Annotated in this window: 19 protein-coding genes; 9 read left to right on the top strand and 10 right to left on the bottom strand. The window is 68.8% G+C overall.

What is annotated here, in order from left to right:
* The coding region (locus VF584_07630; GenBank protein HEX8210042.1) for an IS701 family transposase at positions 1-135 on the top strand (135 nt) is incomplete at its 5' end.
* Between the two features lie 413 nt (positions 136-548).
* On the opposite strand, the gene VF584_07635 is transcribed toward VF584_07630, so the two are convergent.
* Both VF584_07635 and VF584_07640 read right to left on the bottom strand, forming a co-directional pair.
* The gene (locus VF584_07635; GenBank protein ID HEX8210043.1) at positions 549-1031 is read right to left on the bottom strand and encodes a hypothetical protein; all 483 of its coding nucleotides are present in this window, start codon (positions 1029-1031) and stop codon (positions 549-551) included.
* A gap of 393 nt (positions 1032-1424) precedes the next feature.
* Positions 1425-2480 (bottom strand): hypothetical protein, encoded by a 1056-nt coding sequence (locus VF584_07640; GenBank protein ID HEX8210044.1) that lies wholly within the window; start codon positions 2478-2480, stop codon positions 1425-1427.
* Between the two features lie 517 nt (positions 2481-2997).
* Between VF584_07640 and VF584_07645 the strand changes: the two genes are divergently transcribed.
* Positions 2998-3174: a type II toxin-antitoxin system HicB family antitoxin gene (locus VF584_07645; protein ID HEX8210045.1), complete on the top strand. Its 177-nt coding sequence runs from the start codon at positions 2998-3000 to the stop codon at positions 3172-3174.
* A gap of 108 nt (positions 3175-3282) precedes the next feature.
* Here the strand turns inward: VF584_07645 and VF584_07650 are convergent, their stop codons facing one another.
* From VF584_07650 to VF584_07675, 6 genes are all read right to left on the bottom strand, one after another.
* Entirely contained in the window at positions 3283-5553 is a 2271-nt protein-coding gene (locus VF584_07650; protein HEX8210046.1) for an NADP-dependent malic enzyme, read from the bottom strand.
* Between the two features lie 213 nt (positions 5554-5766).
* Positions 5767-8253, bottom strand: a complete 2487-nt coding sequence (locus VF584_07655) for an ABC transporter permease (GenBank protein HEX8210047.1) — start codon at positions 8251-8253, stop codon at positions 5767-5769.
* Between the two features lie 378 nt (positions 8254-8631).
* Positions 8632-10215, bottom strand: coding sequence for a tyrosinase family protein (locus VF584_07660; GenBank protein HEX8210048.1), 1584 nt, complete (start codon positions 10213-10215; stop codon positions 8632-8634).
* 194 nt (positions 10216-10409) lie between these two features.
* Positions 10410-10670 carry a hypothetical protein gene (locus tag VF584_07665; protein ID HEX8210049.1) on the bottom strand — a complete coding sequence of 87 codons (261 nt, stop codon included), beginning with the start codon at positions 10668-10670 and terminating at the stop codon, positions 10410-10412.
* Between the two features lie 6 nt (positions 10671-10676).
* On the bottom strand, positions 10677-10946 hold the full coding sequence (locus VF584_07670) for a hypothetical protein (protein ID HEX8210050.1): 270 nt from the start codon (positions 10944-10946) through the stop codon (positions 10677-10679).
* A 57-nt stretch (positions 10947-11003) separates the two neighbouring features.
* A complete protein-coding gene (locus VF584_07675) occupies positions 11004-11966 on the bottom strand; it encodes an FAD-dependent oxidoreductase (protein ID HEX8210051.1) in 963 nt (320 codons plus the stop codon).
* A 237-nt stretch (positions 11967-12203) separates the two neighbouring features.
* Here VF584_07675 and VF584_07680 point away from each other — a divergent pair, with 237 nt between their 5' ends.
* Both VF584_07680 and VF584_07685 read left to right on the top strand, forming a co-directional pair.
* A complete protein-coding gene (locus tag VF584_07680; protein ID HEX8210052.1) occupies positions 12204-12386 on the top strand; it encodes a hypothetical protein in 183 nt (60 codons plus the stop codon).
* Between the two features lie 59 nt (positions 12387-12445).
* On the top strand, positions 12446-12574 hold the full coding sequence (locus tag VF584_07685; protein ID HEX8210053.1) for a hypothetical protein: 129 nt from the start codon (positions 12446-12448) through the stop codon (positions 12572-12574).
* 149 nt (positions 12575-12723) lie between these two features.
* Here the strand turns inward: VF584_07685 and VF584_07690 are convergent, their stop codons facing one another.
* Positions 12724-13596, bottom strand: a complete 873-nt coding sequence (locus VF584_07690) for a fructosamine kinase family protein (GenBank protein ID HEX8210054.1) — start codon at positions 13594-13596, stop codon at positions 12724-12726.
* A gap of 2 nt (positions 13597-13598) precedes the next feature.
* On the bottom strand, positions 13599-14084 hold the full coding sequence (locus VF584_07695) for a low molecular weight protein-tyrosine-phosphatase (GenBank protein HEX8210055.1): 486 nt from the start codon (positions 14082-14084) through the stop codon (positions 13599-13601).
* 159 nt (positions 14085-14243) lie between these two features.
* Here VF584_07695 and VF584_07700 point away from each other — a divergent pair, with 159 nt between their 5' ends.
* From VF584_07700 to msrB, 5 genes are all read left to right on the top strand, one after another.
* Complete coding sequence (locus tag VF584_07700) at positions 14244-14816, top strand: hypothetical protein (GenBank protein HEX8210056.1); 573 nt, start codon at positions 14244-14246, stop codon at positions 14814-14816.
* 153 nt (positions 14817-14969) lie between these two features.
* On the top strand, positions 14970-15317 hold the full coding sequence (locus VF584_07705; protein ID HEX8210057.1) for a DUF721 domain-containing protein: 348 nt from the start codon (positions 14970-14972) through the stop codon (positions 15315-15317).
* Between the two features lie 124 nt (positions 15318-15441).
* Positions 15442-17400 carry a DNA topoisomerase (ATP-hydrolyzing) subunit B gene (gyrB, locus tag VF584_07710; protein HEX8210058.1) on the top strand — a complete coding sequence of 653 codons (1959 nt, stop codon included), beginning with the start codon at positions 15442-15444 and terminating at the stop codon, positions 17398-17400.
* 391 nt (positions 17401-17791) lie between these two features.
* Positions 17792-18583 (top strand): type IV toxin-antitoxin system AbiEi family antitoxin, encoded by a 792-nt coding sequence (locus VF584_07715; protein HEX8210059.1) that lies wholly within the window; start codon positions 17792-17794, stop codon positions 18581-18583.
* Entirely contained in the window at positions 18580-19068 is a 489-nt protein-coding gene (msrB, locus tag VF584_07720) for a peptide-methionine (R)-S-oxide reductase MsrB (GenBank protein ID HEX8210060.1), read from the top strand. Before VF584_07715 ends, msrB begins: the two co-directional genes overlap by 4 nt.
* The last annotated feature ends 88 nt before the right edge of the window (positions 19069-19156 follow it).

Here is a 19156-nt window from a genome sequence, read left to right on the forward strand (position 1 = left end):
CGCGCGTTCCTGCGGCTCGAAAGGAACCGCATCGCCACCGGAATGAGCTGGGTCGAAGCAAAGGTGAGTATCACGCGCAACGCCGTGCGTACCTATCTCGCCCAGCCCAGCTTCACTTTGGGGGCAACTGCGTAAGTCCTAACCGATATAGGCTACGCAAGAGGCTGTTCTCCATCAATGATAGCAAAGTTCAGTGTCGGGACCAAGCCTGTTGCGGGTCTCAGGCATCATCGCGTGACTGAGTTCGCTCAGAACACGGGCGATCAGAACACATGAATCTTCCGGGCCTCCGGCTCAGATTCTCGGCCGAGTGCAAGCGCCATGTATTTCCGTAATCGACTATCCCGGGGAGGATCTCCGGGCTGAACTTGCGTCTCCGAAGTCGCTTGTAAGAAGTGCCAGAGCGCGTTTCCCATAGTGGAGCCCGGGAGGCGCACCAGCACAAAAAGGCGAGAGGGGTGGAACCGCAGCCCGCGGTACCACCCCTCAGCCATTCGCGTCATCTCTGCCGCGCTCCTCAACCCAACATCTAACACCGCCTGCGCCCTCTACGGTGCTTCAGCGATGATGCCGAAGGTGTCGGGGGCGCGGTCCAGCGGGCCGGCGAGCCAGACGCGCGCGCCGTACTTCCCGCGCAACGCCGCCGGGGTGAAGGCCAGCGGCACCCGGCGTCCGTCGTCCATCACTAGGACGTCGCGGGCGCCGTCGCGCGCCAGCACGCCGTCCACGGCAGCCACTCCCTCGGCGGCGCGGACGGAGACGCGCTCCACCCGAAAGGTGCGCGGGCCTTCGGGGCGGCCTCGCACCATCACATAGAGTGCGGCGAGCTGCAGGAGGACGGCGCGCTCCCCTTCCAGCGTCACCGCCCCGCCGCGCGCGTCCATGAGCGCGATCGAGGTTCCAGGCTCGGAGCCCACCACCTCCACCCGGCCGCGCAGCGTGTCGGCGGCGGCGCGGGCGTCGGAGGGGGGCGGCGCTCCCCGCGCACACGCCATGGCCAGCGCGCAGGGAGCCAGCATAGCGAGCTTCACTACTGGATCCGGGTGACCGCCAGCCGCAGCGTGCTGGGGATGGTGCCGCCGCCGCTTCCCTGCAGCTTGATCAGCTGCGGGGCCGTCTGCGTGCCCAAAATTCGAACCAGCGCACGCCGCCGCGCAGTGTGGTGGTGGCGCCCGGTGCCGTGAAGGCGCCGAAGGCAAGCGCCGTGGGCACGAGTGGGTACGGCGTCGGGTACGAATTCGGGGTGTCCGTGTTGAGGCCCGCGTAGATGTTCCTGAAGTTCCAGGTGGGCATCTGGATGTCCGGGCTCGCCAGGTTCGGGCGCCGCCGCGGCACACCTGTTAACGCACACCGCGGCAGCCGCGAACCATTCGGTCCGCGGCTGCCGCGTGTTTTCACCCTGTCGGTAGATTCGACGGCTGGCGCTACTGCGTCACGAGGGGGTGCGTGGTCAGTACTGCGACGCGCCCGGGGCAGTCGTCAGCCACCGCCTTCAGAGTCAGCTCCCGGCCCGTTCTGCTCCACGTGTAGGTGGCGGGCCGGTGGCAGGCATACTGCCCGCTGTCCGTGGCGGGGAACAGGATGGTGTTGCCGCGGACTTCGAACGCGGACCGCACCACCTCGCGCCCGTTCAACCCCACCGTGACGTCACCCTGGGGCCTGAAGCTCAGCCGCCAGCTCCCCACCACGTTGCTCCGTACGTCGCCGGGGGTGGAGGCGGGGAGGTCCGCCGCGGCGATGGCGACGGCGTACTCCCCCGCGATGGCGCCGGCCGGGCCCTGCGTGGGGCCCACCGGCGCGCCTACCACGAGGAGCCCGATTCCCGGGTCCTCGACGCACATGGGCTCCAGCGTAGCCGGCATCGACGGCAGGGTGCAGTAGTCGAAGCACTGGCCCGCGCCGTTGCACACCACCGTGTACTCGGGGGCAGGCGCGCCGACCCAGGGGAAGCCCACCAGCCGCAGCTCTCCGCTGGCATCGGCGGGAACTGCGATGCGGAAGCTCCCGTCCGCCGCGGTCACCGCACGCGCCACCACGGAGCGGTCGCTCGCCCGCACGAGCGCCACCGGCATGCCGCCGCGCGCGGAGAGGGTGGGCATCCCCACTCCGTCCGCGTACGTCCCGCTGACCGCCACACGCGCCCGCCCAGCGGGGGTGCGGCCTGACGTATCCGTGCCGGTGGCCACGCCGGTGACGACCTTCCAGAGGTAGCTCCTCCCCGCCAGGATCGTCCATGCGGCAGGGCGCACCACCATTCCGGTGGAGGCTAGCTCCGCGCACTCGCGGGTGTCGAACACCGTTCCGCCCGAGTTCAGCACGGCGCAAGGATCGCCGGCCGGCGGCGCGGCGGGGGCGCGCCCGCGCGTGGGCTGCCCCGCGGCGGTGGACGGCAGCGCGAGCAGGAAGAATAGAAAGGCGAGGTGGATGCAGCGACGAAGCACGCCGGCGGAGAGGCACGCGGGCAGGTGTGTCTCGGTCATGGGACCCCTTTCCTGGGGATGCGAAGAATCTTGCGAGAACCGCCGCAGTGTGTGCGCCGCCCGTCCTCGCCGCAAGCAAACATGCGAGGGGCGCCCTGTCTCCCGCTCCGCCCACCTCCCCCGCATCACGCCATTGAAGGCGCGGAGAGCAGGCCATGTCAGCCGCCGCCTGAACCGCTCCGTACAACCGCTGGCCGGCTTCGCCTGCTCATTGCGATTACGACTTCCTCTTCAGGCTACGGTTTGCTAAAGTGTAGCTCTCGGAGTGTTCGAACTCACGATGCAACGCCCGGCCGCGACGAGCGAGTGACGCAGTCTGCTTTTCTCTGAGCGGAGTATGTTCTGGCGCCGGTGGCCCGTCGAACCAGGCCGTAAACCATGACCCGTCTCCTTGGACAGGCGTGCCAGAAGGCAAGTGCACTTTCCGCATCGGAGCAAGTTGCAATCGCCGCTGTCATCCGGAAGCTCGGGCGGAGTACCGCTCCGGTGGGATTGCAGTGAAGCGCGACTACTCGACATGAAAGCGAACTACAACGCAGTCATCCAGCAGCGAGACCATTGGTGGATCGGCTGGATCGAAGAGGTGCCTGGTGTAAATTCTCAGGCAAAAACTCGAGAGGATTTGCATGAGAATCTGCGCTCCGCGCTGGAGGAGGCGCTCGAGATGAACCGCGCCGACGCTCCGGTCACCTGAAGTGCCGCGCGCTGTTGGCCGTCTGAGCACACCAGCACAGCAAAACGCGAGAGGGGTGGAACCACACGCGACGGTTCCACCCCTCTGCCATTCCCCAGGAGCGATTCCTCACCCCTGCCGCTCCCCCCGCTCCTGCGCGTCCACCACCGCCAGCGCGGTGAGATTCGCGATCTCGACGGCTTCGCTGCGGCGCTGGAGGACGTGGATGGGGTGCGCCATGCCGAGGAGGATGGGGCCGAACGCCTCCACCTTGCCGAGCTTCATCATCAGCTTGTAGGCGATGTTGGCGGCGTCCAGGTTGGGGAAGATCAGGACGTTGGGGGCGCCCGTGAGCGTGCTGTGCGGGTACACCGAGCGGCGCAGCTCCGGGTCCACGGCGGCCTCCACCTGCATCTCGCCGTCAATCTCCAGGCCAGGCTCGCGCGCCTTCACCAGGTCGGCGGCGCGGCGCACGCGGTCGGATTGCGGGGAGCGCGAGGAGCCGAAGTTGGAGAAGGAGAGCATCGCCACGCGCGGCACCAGCCCCAGGCGCCGCACGAAGGCAGCGGTCAGCGTGGCGATCTCGGCCAGCGTCTCGGCGTCGGGGTCGATGTTGACGGTGGTGTCGGCGAAGAACATCAGGTCGTTCTCCATGATCATCATGTACAGCCCGGCCACGTGCGACACCCCCGGCGCCGTGCCCACCACCTGCAGCGCGGGGCGGATCGTCTCCGGGTAGTACATGTCCTCGCCCGCCACCAGGCCGTCCGCCTCCCCCTCGTTCACCATCATGCAGCCGAAGGAAATGGCGCGGCGCACTTCGGCGCGGGCATCGGCCAGCGTCATCCCCTTGCGCCAGCGGCGGGCGTAGAGGTGCTGGGCGTAGCGCTCCAGCTGCGCGTCGTCGGCCAGGCGGTCGACGATGCGCACGCCCTCCAGCGACGCCCCCAGCGCCTCCGCGGTGCGCGCGATGCGCTCGGGGCGGCCCAGGAGGATCGGCTCCGCGATTCCTTCGCCCACCACCAGTGCGGCGGCGCGGATCACGCGCTCGTGCTCGCCTTCGGGAAAGACGATGCGGCGCGGGTCGCGGCGCGCGCGGTTCATGATGTCGCGCATCACCTCGCGCCCGCGGCCGAGGCGGCCTTCGAGCTGCTGGCGGTACTCGGCAAGGTCGAGCGTGATGCGCGCCACGCCCGTCTCCATGGCGGCCTTCGCCACGGCGGGGGCCACCCACAGCATGATGCGCGGATCGAACGGGGTGGGGATCAGGTAGTCCGGGCCGAAGCGGAAGCGCGTGCCGCCGTACGCCCGCTCCACCGACTCCGGGACGTCCATCCGCGCCAGCTCGGCGAGGGCGCGGGTGGCGGCCATCTTCATCTCGTCGTTGATGGCGCGCGCCCGCACGTCCAGCGCTCCCCGGAAGATGAAGGGGAAGCCCAGGACGTTGTTGATCTGGTTGGGATAGTCGGTGCGCCCCGTGGCCATGAGGGCGTCGGGGCGCACGGCGAGCACCTCCTCGGGGAGGATCTCGGGGTCCGGGTTGGCGAGCGCGAAGACGATGGGGCGCTCGGCCATGGACGCCACCATCTCCGGCGTCACCGCCCCGGCGATCGAGAGGCCCACGAAGACGTCCGCGCCCGCCATCGCGTCGGCCAGGGTGTGCGCGTCGGTGTCGCGGGCGAAGCGGGCCTTGTACGGGTCCAGCCGGGAGGGGTCGCGGTCGGTGCGGATGACGCCCTTGCTGTCCGTCATCAGGATGTTGCCGCGCCGCACCCCGAGCGTCACGTAGTGCTCCGCCGTGGCGATCGCCGCCGCGCCCGCGCCGGAGAAGACGACGCGGATCTCCTCGATCTTCTTACCCACCACGTCCAGCGCGTTGAGGAGGGCGGCGCCGCTGATGACGGCCGTCCCGTGCTGGTCGTCGTGGAAGACGGGGATGTCCAGGCGGCGCTTGAGTTCCTCCTCAATGTAGAAGCACTCCGGCGCGCCGATGTCCTCCAGGTTGATCCCGCCGACGGTGGGCTCCAGCAGCTCGCAGAAGCGGATCACGTCGTCCGCGTTCTCCGATGCGACCTCCAGGTCGAAGACGTCGATGTCGGCGAAGCGCTTGAAGAGGACGCCTTTCCCCTCCATCACCGGCTTGGAGGCCAGCGGCCCGATGTTGCCCAGCCCCAGCACCGCGGTGCCGTTGGAGACCACGGCCACCAGGTTGCCGCGCGCCGTGTACTTGAAGACGTCCTCGGGATTGAGGGCGATCTCGCGGCACGGCTCCGCCACCCCGGGCGAGTAGGCGAGGGACAGGTCCCGCTGCGTGCTCGCGGGCTTGGTGGGCACCACGGCGATCTTGCCGCGGCGCCCGCTGCTGTGGTAGTCCAGCGCGTCCTGTCTGCGATCGGACATCGTTGCTCCGCCTCTCCCGGGCTCCGTTTCCGCGAGCCGGACAGGGTACCCAGGAGGGCAGGCGGGTGTCAAGCGCGACGGTGCGCATCCTCCCTACATGTGTCATCCTGAGCGAAGCGCTTCTCCGCCCCTTCCACGTCCGCGATCGTTGGCGCGAGCAAAGGATCTACCGTGCCTTGCAAGGGGCTCGCGACACGCACCGAGCCGGGCGCCTTACCCGTCCGCGCGCAGGGCCTCGCTCGGCTCGATGCGCAGCCCCCGCCGCGCCGGGCCAAAGGTGGCCAGGAGCCCCACCACCAGCATGACCGCCGCGACGGCGGGCACCGCCACCGCGCCGCGCACACCCATCATCTCGCCGTTGGAGGCGAGGTCCACGAGGAACGCGATCCCCACGCCCACCGCCACCCCCAGCGCGAGCTGCCAGGCCGCGCGCCTGAACAGCCCCGCCAGCAGCCGCCTCGGCTGGGCGCCGAGCGCGGAGCGGATGCCGATCTCCTTGCGGCGCTGCGTGACGGTGAACGACATCATCGCGTAGATCCCCGCCGCGGAAAGGAGGAGCACGCTCAGCATCACCAGGCCGAGCCCCAGCCCCACCAGCTGGACGATCTGCACCTCCTGCTTGTTCATCGAGTCCAGGGTGCGCACCTCGCCCACGCGCAGCGTCGGCTCCACCCCGGCGGCGATCTCGCGCAGCCGGGCCGTGAAGTTGGCGGGGGCGCCGCGCGGCACGTGCAGGGTGAGCAGGGCGCCGGCGGTGCCGTCCACGCGCAGCGGCTGGTACAGGCGCGCCGCAACGTGGTCCTCATCCACCGGATTGGACTCCAGGTCCCCCACCACGCCCACGATCTCCAGCCAGGGGTTGGGGTGCGGCTCGCGTCGGCCCTCGCCGACGTCCGCGTAGCGCAGGCGCCGGCCCACCGCGCTGCCGCCCCCCAGAAGGTCGCGGACGAAGGCGCGGTTCACCACCACCGTGTTGACGGTGGTGTCCAGGTCGGCCGGCGTGAGGACGCGGCCCGCCAGCAGCGGCGCCCCGAATACCCGGAAGAAATCCGTCTCCACCCGGTTCACCCCCGTCTTGTGCCCCTTCGCGGCCGCGGGAGCAGCGACGCCCTCGATCTCCACGCGGCGCTGCCCCTCGTTGCTGGGACGGTTGGTGGAGAACACCACCTCGGATACGCCGGGCTCAGCCTCCAGCCGCCGGGCGAGCTCGGGCCGCAGCGCGCCGAAGCGGCTCCGCATCGCGCGCGCATGCTCCTGCGGATCGGCACCGATGGGGACCTCCGGGTCCATCACCACGTGAGCCGCGATGTACCGGGCCCCATCGTACGCCGGGCGCGTGACCACGGAGCTCACCACCTTCCATCCCATCGCCACGGCCAGCGGGAGCCCCGCCACCGCGATGGCGACCTGAATCACCACCATGGTGGTCCACACCCCGCCCATTCCGCCGTGCGATCCGCCGCTCACCCGCCGCAGGCTGTCCTGCAGCCGCCGCCCGGTGGCGGTGAGCGCCGGCACCACCCCGGCCACCGTCGCCGTGAAGAGCGCCAGCAGCACCACCCACGCCACGGTCAGGGGCGACACGGTGTAGTCCGTCCAGAAGGGCGTGCCGGTGCCGAGGTCGTTGTACATGAGGCGATCGATCAGGCGCAGCCCCACCTGCGAGATCGCCAGCCCCACCAGCGAGGCGCCGCCCGCCAGCAGCAGCATCTCGGCGAACAGCTGCATCACGATGCGGGCGCGGCTCGCCCCCAGCGCGCTGCGCACCGCCAGCTCGCCGTGCCGCGACGCCGTGCGCGCGTACACCAGGATGGAGACGTTGGCGGCCACGATCACCAGGAGCAGGGTCACCGCCAGCTGCATGGGAATCACGTCCCAGACCGACATTCCCTGGATGTCGAGGATCGGCTCCGTGTAATTCAGCACCCGCGGCTCCAGCTGCGCGTGCGTGGCCGGCGATGCGGACGCCGCGCGCTTGCCCAGTGTGGTGAGCTCCGCCTGCGCCTGCTCGCGCGTGGCGCCGGGCGCCAGCCGGCCGAAGATGTAGATCTCCGGCCCCGACTTGGGCTCGAACAGCGCCGGGTCCAGCCGCAGCGGGACCCAGATGTTGTGGCTCACGGGGAAGCCGAAGCGCTCCGGCATCACCCCCACCACGGTGTGGACCGAGCTCCCCAGCCGGATGCTGCGGCCGATCACCGCGGGGTCCCCCGCGAACCGTCCCTGCCACACGTCGTGCCCGATCACCACCACCGCCGGCGCGCTGGAAAGCTCGTCCGCGGGAACGAGGTAGCGGCCCAGCAGCGGCGGAACGCGCGCCAGCCTGAAGCCGGAGGCCGTCATCTCCGCCACCTCCACCGGCTCCGGCGGCCCGCCCGGACCGATCAGGTTGCGCGTGAGGTCGCGGAACGCCGCCACGTCGCGCACCGACTTCAGCTCGGTGCGCCACACCGCCAGGTCGCGCAGCGCACGCCGCTCCTCGTTGTTCTCCCTGGTGTCCCAGTTCTCCAGCGCGACGATCCGGTCGCCTTCCGGGAGCGGCAGCACCGGGAAGATCGACGAGTGGATGAAGGTGAACATGGAGGTGGACACCGCGACGGCCACGGCGATCGCCAGCCCGCCCACCACCGTGAGGCCGGGGTGCTTGACGAGCATGCGGGCGCCGAGCTTCACGTCCAGCCAGGAGATGCGGTTCTTTGACATGAGGTGGTTCAGGCGAGGGGCGCGCGTGAGCGGACGCCCCCGTGAAAGGCACCCTTCGTTCCGCGTCTGCGTGCAGTTCAACGTGTTGCCGTGCCTTCGCTTGCGCCACCGGCGCGCGGACACGGGTGTCCGTTTGTGGGATTCGCCGTCCCACTGGCGGAACGCGGCCTCTCCTCCGCCGCCCTCGTCCAGCTCCGCGAAGGGGATCGCGGAGCATGTCATCCAGCAAGTCGTCCCGGGACGCGCCAGTGTTCTGTCATCCTCCTTCAGGTCGATGTGTCGTGGGCGAGCACGGCGAGGCCGGGCACCCCGCGATCCAGAGTGCAAGATAGAGCGGCCCCGGAGGCAACCGCCTCCGGGGCCGCTCCGTTCTGGCGTCTACTGCTCCGCGCGCTCGGCGGCCGCCGTCACGAAGCCCGCGCGTGCGATGCGGACTGGCGCGGCCGGTGCCGCCAGAGACCGGCCACCCTGAGCGGATACCAGCCCTGTCGCGACGAACGAGACCTCCACCGGCGCGGAGCCGAGCTGCCGCTGCTTGGCAAGCTGCTGTACCGCCTCGGTCGCATCCACCACCAGAGTGGCGCTCGCGCGGTCGGTGCCCGCGTGCTGGAGCTGTCCGAGGAGTGAGAAGAAGTCCAGGGTCCCGGCGTAGAACGGGCTGGAGGTGTCCGGCGACTGCTGCTGGCGCTCCAGGACCGCCGCGGGCGCGTTCACGAAGACATGGAATACCACGCCCGGGTTCTGACGGAAGCTCACTCCCTCCAGCGTCAGGAAGACTCGCTCGGCGCTCTCCCCCGCGGCGGCGGCGGTGAGCCCGCGCAGCGCCGCACGGGGAATGCCCACCCGCGTGCGCGTCACCCCTCTCCCGAGCTCCACCGGCACCTGCTGACGGAGCGGGCCCGGGTCGGGGTCGGGAATGCGCGGCCAGCGGACGACCACGTAGAAGAGCCGCAACCGGCGCAGCAGGTCCTGGAGCTTGGGATCGATGGTGACTCCGGTGTCATAGACGTAGTTGAGCTGCTGCGCCGTATTCACCACCTGCTGGCCGGACATCTGCACCGCGGTTCCGTTCTCGTCGAAGAAGCTGAACTGGAGATTCTTCCACTGCATGTCCGCGGGGCTGGCGCCGGACGGATTGGAGCGGCCGCCTCCGAGCGCGATCCACCCTGCCCACAGCCGGTCGATGTTGGCGTGGTGCAGCCAGAAGATGGGGTCGCGCGCCGCCATGTTGGGGTCGCCCATCCAGCCGGGCCCGCCCACCAGGTTGTGGATCTGGTTGTGTGGGATCGACTCCAACGAGCCGGTGCGGTTGGTGAAGTGCTGGGCGCCCGTCACGACCCCGCCGCCGAACGACTGGCCCCAGGGGGACGTCGTCGCGGTGAAATTCGTGAACGCGTACGCTGCGGCGTTCGAGACCGCCCAATCCGGGAGCGTGGTGGTGCCGGCGTTGATCCCCGTGTTGCGCTGCGCCACGTACAGAGGATTCCCCGCCACCGGGGTGCGGAAGGGGGCGGGCAGTGCCCGCGCAGTGGCCGGAAGGTAGTTCCAGTACGGGAGCGCGAGAGTGGGGTCGCCGCTCGCGGCCCTCAGGATACGCTCGAAGAAGTACAGGTACATCCGGTGCCACGATAGGAACATGTAGTGGCCGTGCTGGCACGTGTTCCACACCGGGAGCACCGGCGTGTCGTAGGTGCCGTGGATGTTCGCCTGGTACAGCCAGCTGGTGGGATTGTTGGGGGGACGCCCCTTCATGACGGCGATCCCGTTGCGGAGGCTGGCGAGCTGGGCCGCCGAAAAGGTGTTGATGTTACGGCGGACGAACGGGACCACGCCCGCCGCTCCGGCGCGCTTTGGCGAGAGCGCGGCGAGCGCGCCCGGCGCCCCCCCTCCCAGCGCGAAAGCACCCGCCGCCGCTGAGACTGATTTCAGGAACTGACGGCGCCGCAGGGGAAGATCTTCCATGGACCACCTCCAGCCGGTGGGACGCAGCTTTGCGCCGGCGGGCGCAGATCGGCGGCGGCATCGTTACCACCGCGATCCGAACACTCATCTTTTGTCGGCTAGTAACTCCCATGCGATCCTACCGAAACCACGTCTTTTGTGCCATGATGGCCGGTCACGTGCCATCGCGCGTATGAGACGGTCTCACGCGGTTCCTAAGCCGTCGGCCCGCCCTCGTCCAGCTCCGCGAAGCGGATGCGGACCATGTCGTCCAGCAGGTCGTCAGGCACGCCATACACGTCCTCGGCGAGGAAGCGGCGCGTCTCCGCCTCGTTGTGCGCCACCTGCCGCAGCCCGTCGCGCAGGTGCTGGAGCGGGACGCCGATGCGGTGCGCGGCATCCACCAGCCGCTGGTACGCTTCGCGGCGTGCCGCCTGCTCTTCCGGCGTTTCGCCGGGGTGCCAGGGTTCCGTCATGATCCTCTAGAATAGGTCGACCGTCATGTCCACGAAGTGATCCGCGGGTGCTCGTATGAAGAGGTCGTGCGAAGCGGTCTCCACGTTGGCGATGTTTACGAAGTGCTGCTTGTAAAACTGCCCCGAGGTGTAGCTGAACCGCCCATTGATGTGCAGCGTCCCCACCTCGTCGGCCGCGAGCCGGAATATGGGGTGGCGGCTCTCCCTGCGTCGAGGAATCCCGTGTTCCCCCATGTTGTACTTGAACTCCACGATCACGGCTGTTTCTGCGAGCATGAACTGCAGAGACCAGTACCTCGTGAAGCCCTGGACCGGCTCGGCGGGACCTGGCACTCATCCCATCGCGATCTCCGCCACCTCGTCCGCACACCCCCACGACAGCGTCACGCCCGCCCCGCCGTGGCCGTAGCAGTGGATGACGCGCGCGCCGCCGGGAAGCTCGGCCGCCTCCAGACGCACCGAGGGCCGCCCCGGCCGCAACCCCACGCGGTGCTCCAGGATGCGCGCCTCCGCCAGCCGCGGCTCCAGCTCCGCGCAGCGGCGGATGATGGCGCGGGCGACCTCCAGGTCCGGAATCGTGCTCCACTCCCCCTCCTCCGCCGTACCGCCGAGGATGCAGTCCTCGCCTCGCGGCACGATGTACGTCAGCCCGTCCGGGTGCTCCTCGTCTAGCCAGAAGCGCTCCACCCCCGGGTTCTCCACCCGCACCACCTGCCCGCGGACGGGCACCACCGTGTCGTCGCCGGCCAGCGTGCGCGCGCCCAGCCCGGCGCAGTTGACCACCAGCGGCGCGGTGTGCGCAGCGCGTGCCAGCACCCGCACCGCCCTCAGCTCCAGGCGCCCGCCGCCGGCCGCGAACCGCTCCGCCAGATACCCGAGGTAAGCCCCCATCCGCGCCACGGGAACGGTGACGGCGTGCCCGTCCGCGTACCCCGCCGGCAGCTCCGCGGGCGGGATGCGGCGCAGCCCCCGAATGGCGCCGCCCCACTCCGGGTCCGGCACGGACCGCCTCCACAACTCCACTCCGGGGACCATGTGGACGCCGGTCCCCCGATCGTCCGCCAGCCGCGCGAGCTCCTCGAAGGTGCGTTGCCCCCACACCGCTACCCGCTCGGCTGGGTAGGCGCGGTACGGGTACCAGAGCGCCGCCGCGACCGCCGACGTGGTCTCCCCCGGAGGCGCCGCGGTCCACACGCGCACCCGCATCCCGGCCTCCTGCAGCCGGATCGCCACCGACAGCCCGATCACCCCCGCGCCGATCACCAGCGCATCCGCCGCCCGAGTGTTCCTCGCCATGCGCCGACGCTAACCGCACCTCGAACCGCACGCAACCCGCTGCACGAAACCGGTCCGCGCGCAGGCGGGATGCGCGCGCTACCAACGCGCCGCGCCCCGGCCATGCGTGTGCAACGGCTGGCGGTGTTGAATGGAGAGATTGACACCGCACTGTTGCCTTGCGATTCTCTGCCGTCACCCGCATGTGGGAGGAGGAATGGAGCGCGATCAGGTCGGAGCATGAGAAGGACGAGTGAGATGGCGGAGGAAGGACTTCACCGGCTGCAGCAGGAGGAGTTGCGCCGTGCTGAGGTGGAAGAGCTAAGGCGGGAGATCCAGCTCGGGCTGGACGACGTTGAGCGAGGGGACCTTTTGGATGGAGAAGAGGTGTTCCGGCGTGCGTTTGAGCGCATTGCCGCCTTCGAGGAGTCCCGCGTCTGAGCTCGTTTCGAATTACCGCCCATGCGGCACGCGATCTGGACCAGATCATCGATTTCTACGTGGTCGTCAAGAGCAACCCGGCCGCAGCCCGGCGGGTGGCGCAGGGGATCTTCGATGCGGGCGGGCGGGCAGGGGTGGAGCCGGAATCGGCCGCATTCGTCCAGAACTGGGCAACGGCATCCGCATGAAGGTGGTTCGCCGGTACCCGTACAATGTCTTCTACTTCTACCTTGCCGTGAGGCTACCTCGGTCCAAAGATATCCCCATTCTCCGCGTCCTGCATCAACGCCAGAAGGTGGATCGCACCGCGTTCCAGGAACCGTAAGGCTGGTGTACTTTATACCAGTCGCCGCAGTACTTCCGCCGTCTGCGTCCCGTAGCTGCCGCCGAACAGGTTGACGTGTACGAGCAGGTAGAACAGCTGGTACACGTCGCGACGCTCCTGGCGGTAGCTGGGGCGGAGCGGCCAGGCTTCCTCGTAGGCGGCGTAGAATTCCGCGCCGAAGCCGCCGAAGAGCTCCGTCATCGCGATGTCGACCTCGCGGTGGCCGCGGTAGGTGGCGGGATCCACGAGCGCGGGGCCGCGCGCCGTCGCCACGACGTTGCCGCTCCAAAGATCGCCGTGAACGAGGGAGGGGCCGTCTTCTTCTCCGGCGGCGAGGAGGCGGGGGAGGGCTTCGCGGAGTCGCTCCCACTCGCGTTCGCATCCGGGGAGACGGCCGGCGATTCGGGCGCGGCGTAGCTGCGGCTCCAGGCGCCGCGACCACCAGAAGTCCGCCCAGGAACCGGCCGGCGCGTTCTCCTGCGGGAGCGAGCCGATGAAGTTGTCCTCCTCCCAACCCCACGCGCCGCCCGAGCGGTGCAGCGCGGCCAGTCCGCGCCCCAGCCGCTCACCGAAGCCGGCGGCGCGCGGGGCGGGCTCCAGCCATTCCAGCGCCAGCCACGCAGGCGTGCCGGGCTCCGGATCATCGCAGATCGCCAGAACCCGCGGCACGACCAGCCCGGAGCCGGCAGCGGCGAGCGCCTCCAGACCCCGCGCCTCGGCGGCAAAGATCCCGGCGGGCGCATCTTCGCTGTATTTAACAAAGAACGCGCCGTTGGGCCCCTCCACCCGCGCCGCATGGTTGATCGACCCACCTCCCACCGCCCGCGCCTCTGCAACGCGGCCGAGGTTCGCTTCCAGCGACCGGCGGAGGGATTCGGGGAGCATGGTCAGGCGCGGCGCTCGGCCAGGAGGTGGTCGAGCAGCGCCTCGCACGAGCGATCCACGACGTCGTGCACCTCGTCGAAGCCGCCCGGGCCGCCGTAGTACGGATCGGGCACGTCCGCGCCAGAGGCCTCGGGGTCCCACTCGCGCAGGCGGTGGATGCGCGCGCTACCGCCGGCCGCGGATTCCAGTGCCCGGATATCGCGCAGGTTCTCGCCGTCCATCGCGATCACGTAGTCGAAGCGGCGCAGGTCGGCCGCCCCCAGCTTGCGGCTCTGCCCGGCCAGCTCCACGCCGCGACGGCGCGCGGTCTCGCTGCTGCGCGGATCGGGCGGAGCTCCGTTGTGGTATCCGGAGGTCCCGGCCGAGTCGATCACGAACTGGTCCTCCACGCCGCGCTCGCGCACCTTGTGGCGGAAGACCGCCTCGGCCAGCGGCGAGCGGCAGATGTTGCCGAGGCATACGAAGAGGATGCGGGTGGGGTGGGGCATCTGGCTTATGGCTGCGGTTGACCGGGCTTCGTACGGGAGTGCGATACACCGCGCGAATCGCGCTGTCAAGCAGGAGGGGCGATAAGGATGTTTCCTTTTCCGGAAATCAGATTAGATTGGCGCTCCTCGATGTCGCAGTGCTCCCACCTCAGAGGTCCCATGAAGTACTATCCCCTCGCCCTGTGTGCCCTCGCCGCGCTGGCCGCGTGCGATGCTCAGCCCGCCCGTCCTCGCGCCGAGCCCGGAATCGCAGGAGGGTTCATGCCGGCCGCGACCGCGGAGGCCGCCGTGAAGTCGCTGGATCCCGCGGAGTACCGCCTGACGATGGACCTGGTGCGCCGCGTGATCGCCGCGCAGCGGAACCTGGCGCTGGCGGAAGGGACGGATCCGAGCCAGGCGGCCCACATCACCCTGCCGATCGACGAGCAGGTGGCGAGGCTGGAGGCGCAGCCGGTCCTTCGCGCGGCGGTGGAGCGGACGGGGCTCACCACGCGCGAGCAGGTGGTGGCCAGCTGGGTGCTCATCCAGGCCGGGGTGGCGCAGGGGGTGATCGATGGCGGAGGGAAGCAGGAGGAGGTGCTCGGCTCCATCCGCATCGCGCCGGAGAACGTGGCGTTCTACCGGGCGAACCAGGCGCAGATCGCGCGTCTGCGCAAGGCGATGGAAGACGAGGTAAACGAGGGCGAGGTGATCTCCGGCGCCCTGCTCGCCGATCTGCCGGACGAGAACTGACGCACCGGGCGCGAAGCCCCCACCACGGCCCCGGGCACCCGCCCGGGGCCGTGGTGCGTTGGGGCACCTTCGGCGAATTTTCCCCTATTCCCGGAGGGGCCGAGGTGCTAGATTGAAGGGTCCGCACCTCCTGCCTCGCCCGGCCTCCGAAACGTGAAGCGCACCCGCGATCCAAACGCCGGCCAGCCCCAGTCCGTGGGCGACCTGGTCAGCCGCTTCCTGGACCGCTCCGGCCTCGCTCCCAAGGTGGAGGCCGCCTCCATCGTCACCGAGTGGACGGACAAGGTGGGCCCGCAGATCTCCGCCGTCACCGAGGCGCTGCGCGTGTCCGAGGGCACGCTCTTCGTGGCCGTCGCCACCAGCGCGTGGCTGATGGAGCTGAACCTGATGAAGGGCGAGCTGATGCGCCGCATCAACGCCGGCAAAGGCGACGGGCGGATACGGCAGCTGGTGTTCGTGATGGGGAACGGCGAGGGGAGGGGAAGTGCGTTAGTCCGTTAGTGCGTTCACGCCCGGCGCACCGACGCACTCTACGCCATGACGCACCGGTTCTCCCGAACCTTCGGCCCCCATTCGGTGTATCTAATCCATAGTCTGAATGCCTGACCCCAGCACACGAGAGGCCATGGCTCCGAACATCGCGGCCAGGGAATACAACGCCGGCCAGATCCAGGTCCTGAAGGGGCTGGAGGCCGTCCGCAAGCGCCCGGGAATGTACATCGGGTCCACCAGCGCGCGCGGGCTGCATCACCTGGTCTATGAGGTGGTGGACAACTCGATCGACGAGGCGCTCGCCGGCTTCGCGGATCGCGTGGACGTCACCATCCACGTCGACAACTCCATCACGGTGGTGGACAACGGCCGGGGCATCCCGGTCGACATCCACCCCACCGAGAACGTGTCCGGCCTGGAGCTGGCGCTGACCGCGCTGCACGCCGGCGGCAAGTTCGAGAACCAGGAAGGCGGCTCGTACAAGGTCTCCGGAGGCCTGCACGGCGTGGGCGTATCCGTGGTGAACGCCCTCTCCGAATGGACGCGGGTGACGGTGCGGCGCGGCGGCAAGGTGCACGAGATGGCCTTCTCTCGCGGCGACAAGACGCAGGAGATCGCCGTCACGGGCAAGTCGACGGAGACCGGGACCACCGTCTCCTTCAAGCCGGACGCGCAGATCTTCGAGGAGCTGATCTTCTCCTTCGAGACGCTCAGCAACCGGCTTCGCGAGCTGGCGTTCCTCAACAAGGGCATCCGCATCTCGCTGACGGACGAGCGGCCGACCGCCGAGGGCGCCGAGGCCAAGCGCGACGACTATCACTACGTGGGCGGCCTTCGCGAGTTCGTGGAGCACCTGCGCGGCAACCGCAAGCCGCTGCACCCCGAGGTGGTCTACATCGAGGCGTCCCGACCCGAGGCAGAGATCGAGCTGGCCATGCAGTACGACGACGGGTACAACGAGAACACGTTCACCTTCGTCAACAACATCAACACCCACGAGGGCGGCACGCACCTCACCGGCTTCAAGAGCGCCCTCACGCGGTCGATCAACGACTACGCGCGCAAGAGCGGGCTCTTCAAGAAGGGCGGGCTGGAGTCGCTCTCCGGCGACGACGTCCGCGAGGGGCTCACCTGCGTGATCTCCGTCAAGGTGCGCGAGCCACAGTTCGAGGGGCAGACCAAGACCAAGCTGGGGAACAGCGAGGTCAAGGGCGCCGTCGAGAGCGTCGTGGCCGAGAAGCTGAGCGAGTACCTGGAGGAGCGCCCCGGCGTCGGCCGCGCCGTCATTGAGAAGGCGATCCAGGCCGCCCGCGCCCGCGAGGCCGCCCGCAAGGCGCGTGACCTCACGCGCAAGAAGAGCTCGCTGGAGACCGGCGTGCTCCCGGGCAAGCTGGCCGACTGCTCCAGCAACAACCCCGAGATCGGCGAGCTGTACATCGTCGAGGGCGACTCCGCCGGCGGGTCGGCCAAGCAGGGGCGCAAGCGCGAGTTCCAGGCGATCCTCCCGCTCAAGGGGAAGATTCTGAACGTGGAGCGCGCCCGTTTCGACAAGGTGCTCTCCAACGAGGAGATCCGCGCCATCATCACGGCGATCGGCTCCGGGATCGGCGAGGACGAGTTCGACCTCAACAACGCCCGGTACCACAAGATCATCATCATGACGGACGCGGACGTGGACGGCTCCCACATCCGCACCCTGCTGCTGACCTTCTTCTTCCGGCAGATGCGGCAGCTGATCGACGCGGGCTTCATCTACATCGCGCAGCCGCCGCTGTACCTGGTGAAGAAGGGGAAGCAGGAGCAGTACGCCTACAGCGACGCCGAGCGCGACGAGATCATCGGCCGCTACCGCGGCGCCGACGGCGACGCCAAGGGCGTGCACGTGCAGCGCTACAAGGGCCTCGGCGAGATGAACCCCGAACAGCTCTGGAAGACCACGATGGACCCCGACACGCGCACCCTCCTCAAGGTGGAGATGGAGGACGCCGTCTCGGCCGACTCGGTCTTCACCCGCCTGATGGGCGAAGAGGTGGAGCCGCGCCGCCAGTTCATCGAGGAGAACGCGCGCTACGTCAAGAACCTCGACGTTTGAGGGATGCCTGTCGCGTTACAAAAGTTCTTGGACAGGTTCACCTAAGTTCCATGTTTGACCTAAGTCCCTGGACAGTCACGAACCGCGGTGGGCCGGGGCATTCCCCGGCCCACTGCGGTTTTTGGGTTCTCGGGCATCCCCGTTACCCCGTACGCAAGTTGCAAAAGGTTTCGGTGGGCCGGACGCCCGAACTGAGCGACGCCGACACGCGAGCTTCAAGGGTGCGAGGTGTCATAGGGACTTTGTTGGTTACTGAATCGGTAACCGAGTAGGCCTCATTGACTCCGCACGCGCCGTGTGGTAGATTTACTGTCACAGAGAGCTTGCTGGTTACAAACTCTGTAACCAAAGTTTGTTCTGTGACATTGACCTCCACGGGCTAGACTGACAGATGACCCGGTCTATTCCCCCATCACTCGCGCCCGTACTCGAGCACCTAGAACTCGAGCGGCCCCGCGTCGTTGCGACGGCGGAGCTCGCCAGGATTGCAGAGGAGTACGGTATCCGGACGCCCGCGAAGCTGGTGGCACACCGGCTGGTTAAGCGCGGGTGGTTGTTGCCCACGGATGTCAGGGGCGTATGGGAGTTTGCCCCTGCCGAGCGTGCCGGACCGTACTCTGGTGGCGACCCACTGCTCGCCTTGCAGGCGACTCTGGCCAACCATCCTGAGACCCGAGCTACTGTCGCCTTGGGTTCTGCGCTTTGGCTGCTCAACATCTCGGAGCGCGCCCCTGACCAGCACGAGGTCGCTGTGCCCGTTGGAGACCCCGTGCCGGTAAGCGTACAACGAAATTACCGAGTCGTGCACTACACCGCGCATCTGGGGCCAACGGTGGTGAATGGCGTGCCCGTCCATCAGCCCGCCACGATCCTGGTCCATCTTGCATCTCAACCTATGGACGTTCGAAGCTGGTCGGGCGTTCTGGAGCGTCTCGAGGATCTCCTGGCGGCATGCACGTACGAAGACGTGTCGACGGAGTTGCTGGGCCGGCCGATGGCAACACACGTGCGACTAGGATATCTCTTGAGCGGTATCGCCCACGACTGGGTCGAACGTATGGAGATCAGACCGGCGGGCACAGTCTGGTTCGGTTCGCGGGGGAAGGTGCGTCGCTACGATGCCAACTGGCATGTGGCCGACACCATTCTGCCGGTGAGCCCCGCTGACCTGGTCGGCGCATGATCGGCGACAACCACTCGCTCACGGCCGGCCACGTGGCGCGACACCGCCCCCCGCAGTCACGGATCAGCACCGAGATCGCCGTCCTTGTGACGCAGGAGGACGACACCGAGCCGGCCTTCCGCAACGAGTACTGGGACAACAAGAAGGCGGGGATCTACGTGGACGTCGTTTCCGGCGAGCCGCTCTTCAGCTCGCGCGACAAGTACGACTCGGGCACGGGATGGCCCAGCTTCACCCGCCCGCTGGTCGCCGCCAACGTCGTGAAGCGCGAGGAGCGGAGCTGGGTGGGCACGCGCATCGAAGTCCGCTCGCGCGGCGCGGATTCGCACCTCGGCCACGTCTTCGACGATGGCCCCGCGCCCACGGGGCTGCGATACTGCATGAACTCCGCGGCGATGCGCTTCATCCCCGTGGAGCGCCTTCAGGCCGAGGGCTATGGCCGGTTTCTGCCGCTCTTCGCCGGAAGGCAGGCGCAGCGTTCCTGATCCGCACCGCAAGTGAAGATGGGGCCCGGGGTTCGTCTCCCGCGCCCCCCTTGCGCGCGCCCGAACATCGTTGGTATACCCTACGAGA

Source organism: Longimicrobium sp. (assembly GCA_036389135.1).
Classification (GTDB): domain Bacteria; phylum Gemmatimonadota; class Gemmatimonadetes; order Longimicrobiales; family Longimicrobiaceae; genus Longimicrobium.

Coding starts and splice junctions, on each gene's coding strand:
- VF584_07670 (HEX8210050.1), bottom strand. CDS start 10,946: ATGCTCGCAGAAACAGCCGTGATCGTGGAGTTCAAGTACAACATGGGG.
- VF584_07690 (HEX8210054.1), bottom strand. CDS start 13,596: ATGCTCCCCGAATCCCTCCGCCGGTCGCTGGAAGCGAACCTCGGCCGC.
- VF584_07650 (HEX8210046.1), bottom strand. CDS start 5,553: ATGTCCGATCGCAGACAGGACGCGCTGGACTACCACAGCAGCGGGCGC.
- VF584_07655 (HEX8210047.1), bottom strand. CDS start 8,253: ATGTCAAAGAACCGCATCTCCTGGCTGGACGTGAAGCTCGGCGCCCGC.
- VF584_07675 (HEX8210051.1), bottom strand. CDS start 11,966: ATGGCGAGGAACACTCGGGCGGCGGATGCGCTGGTGATCGGCGCGGGG.
- VF584_07680 (HEX8210052.1), top strand. CDS start 12,204: ATGGCGGAGGAAGGACTTCACCGGCTGCAGCAGGAGGAGTTGCGCCGT.
- VF584_07640 (HEX8210044.1), bottom strand. CDS start 2,480: ATGACCGAGACACACCTGCCCGCGTGCCTCTCCGCCGGCGTGCTTCGT.
- VF584_07660 (HEX8210048.1), bottom strand. CDS start 10,215: ATGGAAGATCTTCCCCTGCGGCGCCGTCAGTTCCTGAAATCAGTCTCA.
- VF584_07700 (HEX8210056.1), top strand. CDS start 14,244: ATGAAGTACTATCCCCTCGCCCTGTGTGCCCTCGCCGCGCTGGCCGCG.
- VF584_07645 (HEX8210045.1), top strand. CDS start 2,998: ATGAAAGCGAACTACAACGCAGTCATCCAGCAGCGAGACCATTGGTGG.
- VF584_07695 (HEX8210055.1), bottom strand. CDS start 14,084: ATGCCCCACCCCACCCGCATCCTCTTCGTATGCCTCGGCAACATCTGC.
- gyrB (HEX8210058.1), top strand. CDS start 15,442: ATGGCTCCGAACATCGCGGCCAGGGAATACAACGCCGGCCAGATCCAG.
- msrB (HEX8210060.1), top strand. CDS start 18,580: ATGATCGGCGACAACCACTCGCTCACGGCCGGCCACGTGGCGCGACAC.
- VF584_07665 (HEX8210049.1), bottom strand. CDS start 10,670: ATGACGGAACCCTGGCACCCCGGCGAAACGCCGGAAGAGCAGGCGGCA.
- VF584_07715 (HEX8210059.1), top strand. CDS start 17,792: ATGACCCGGTCTATTCCCCCATCACTCGCGCCCGTACTCGAGCACCTA.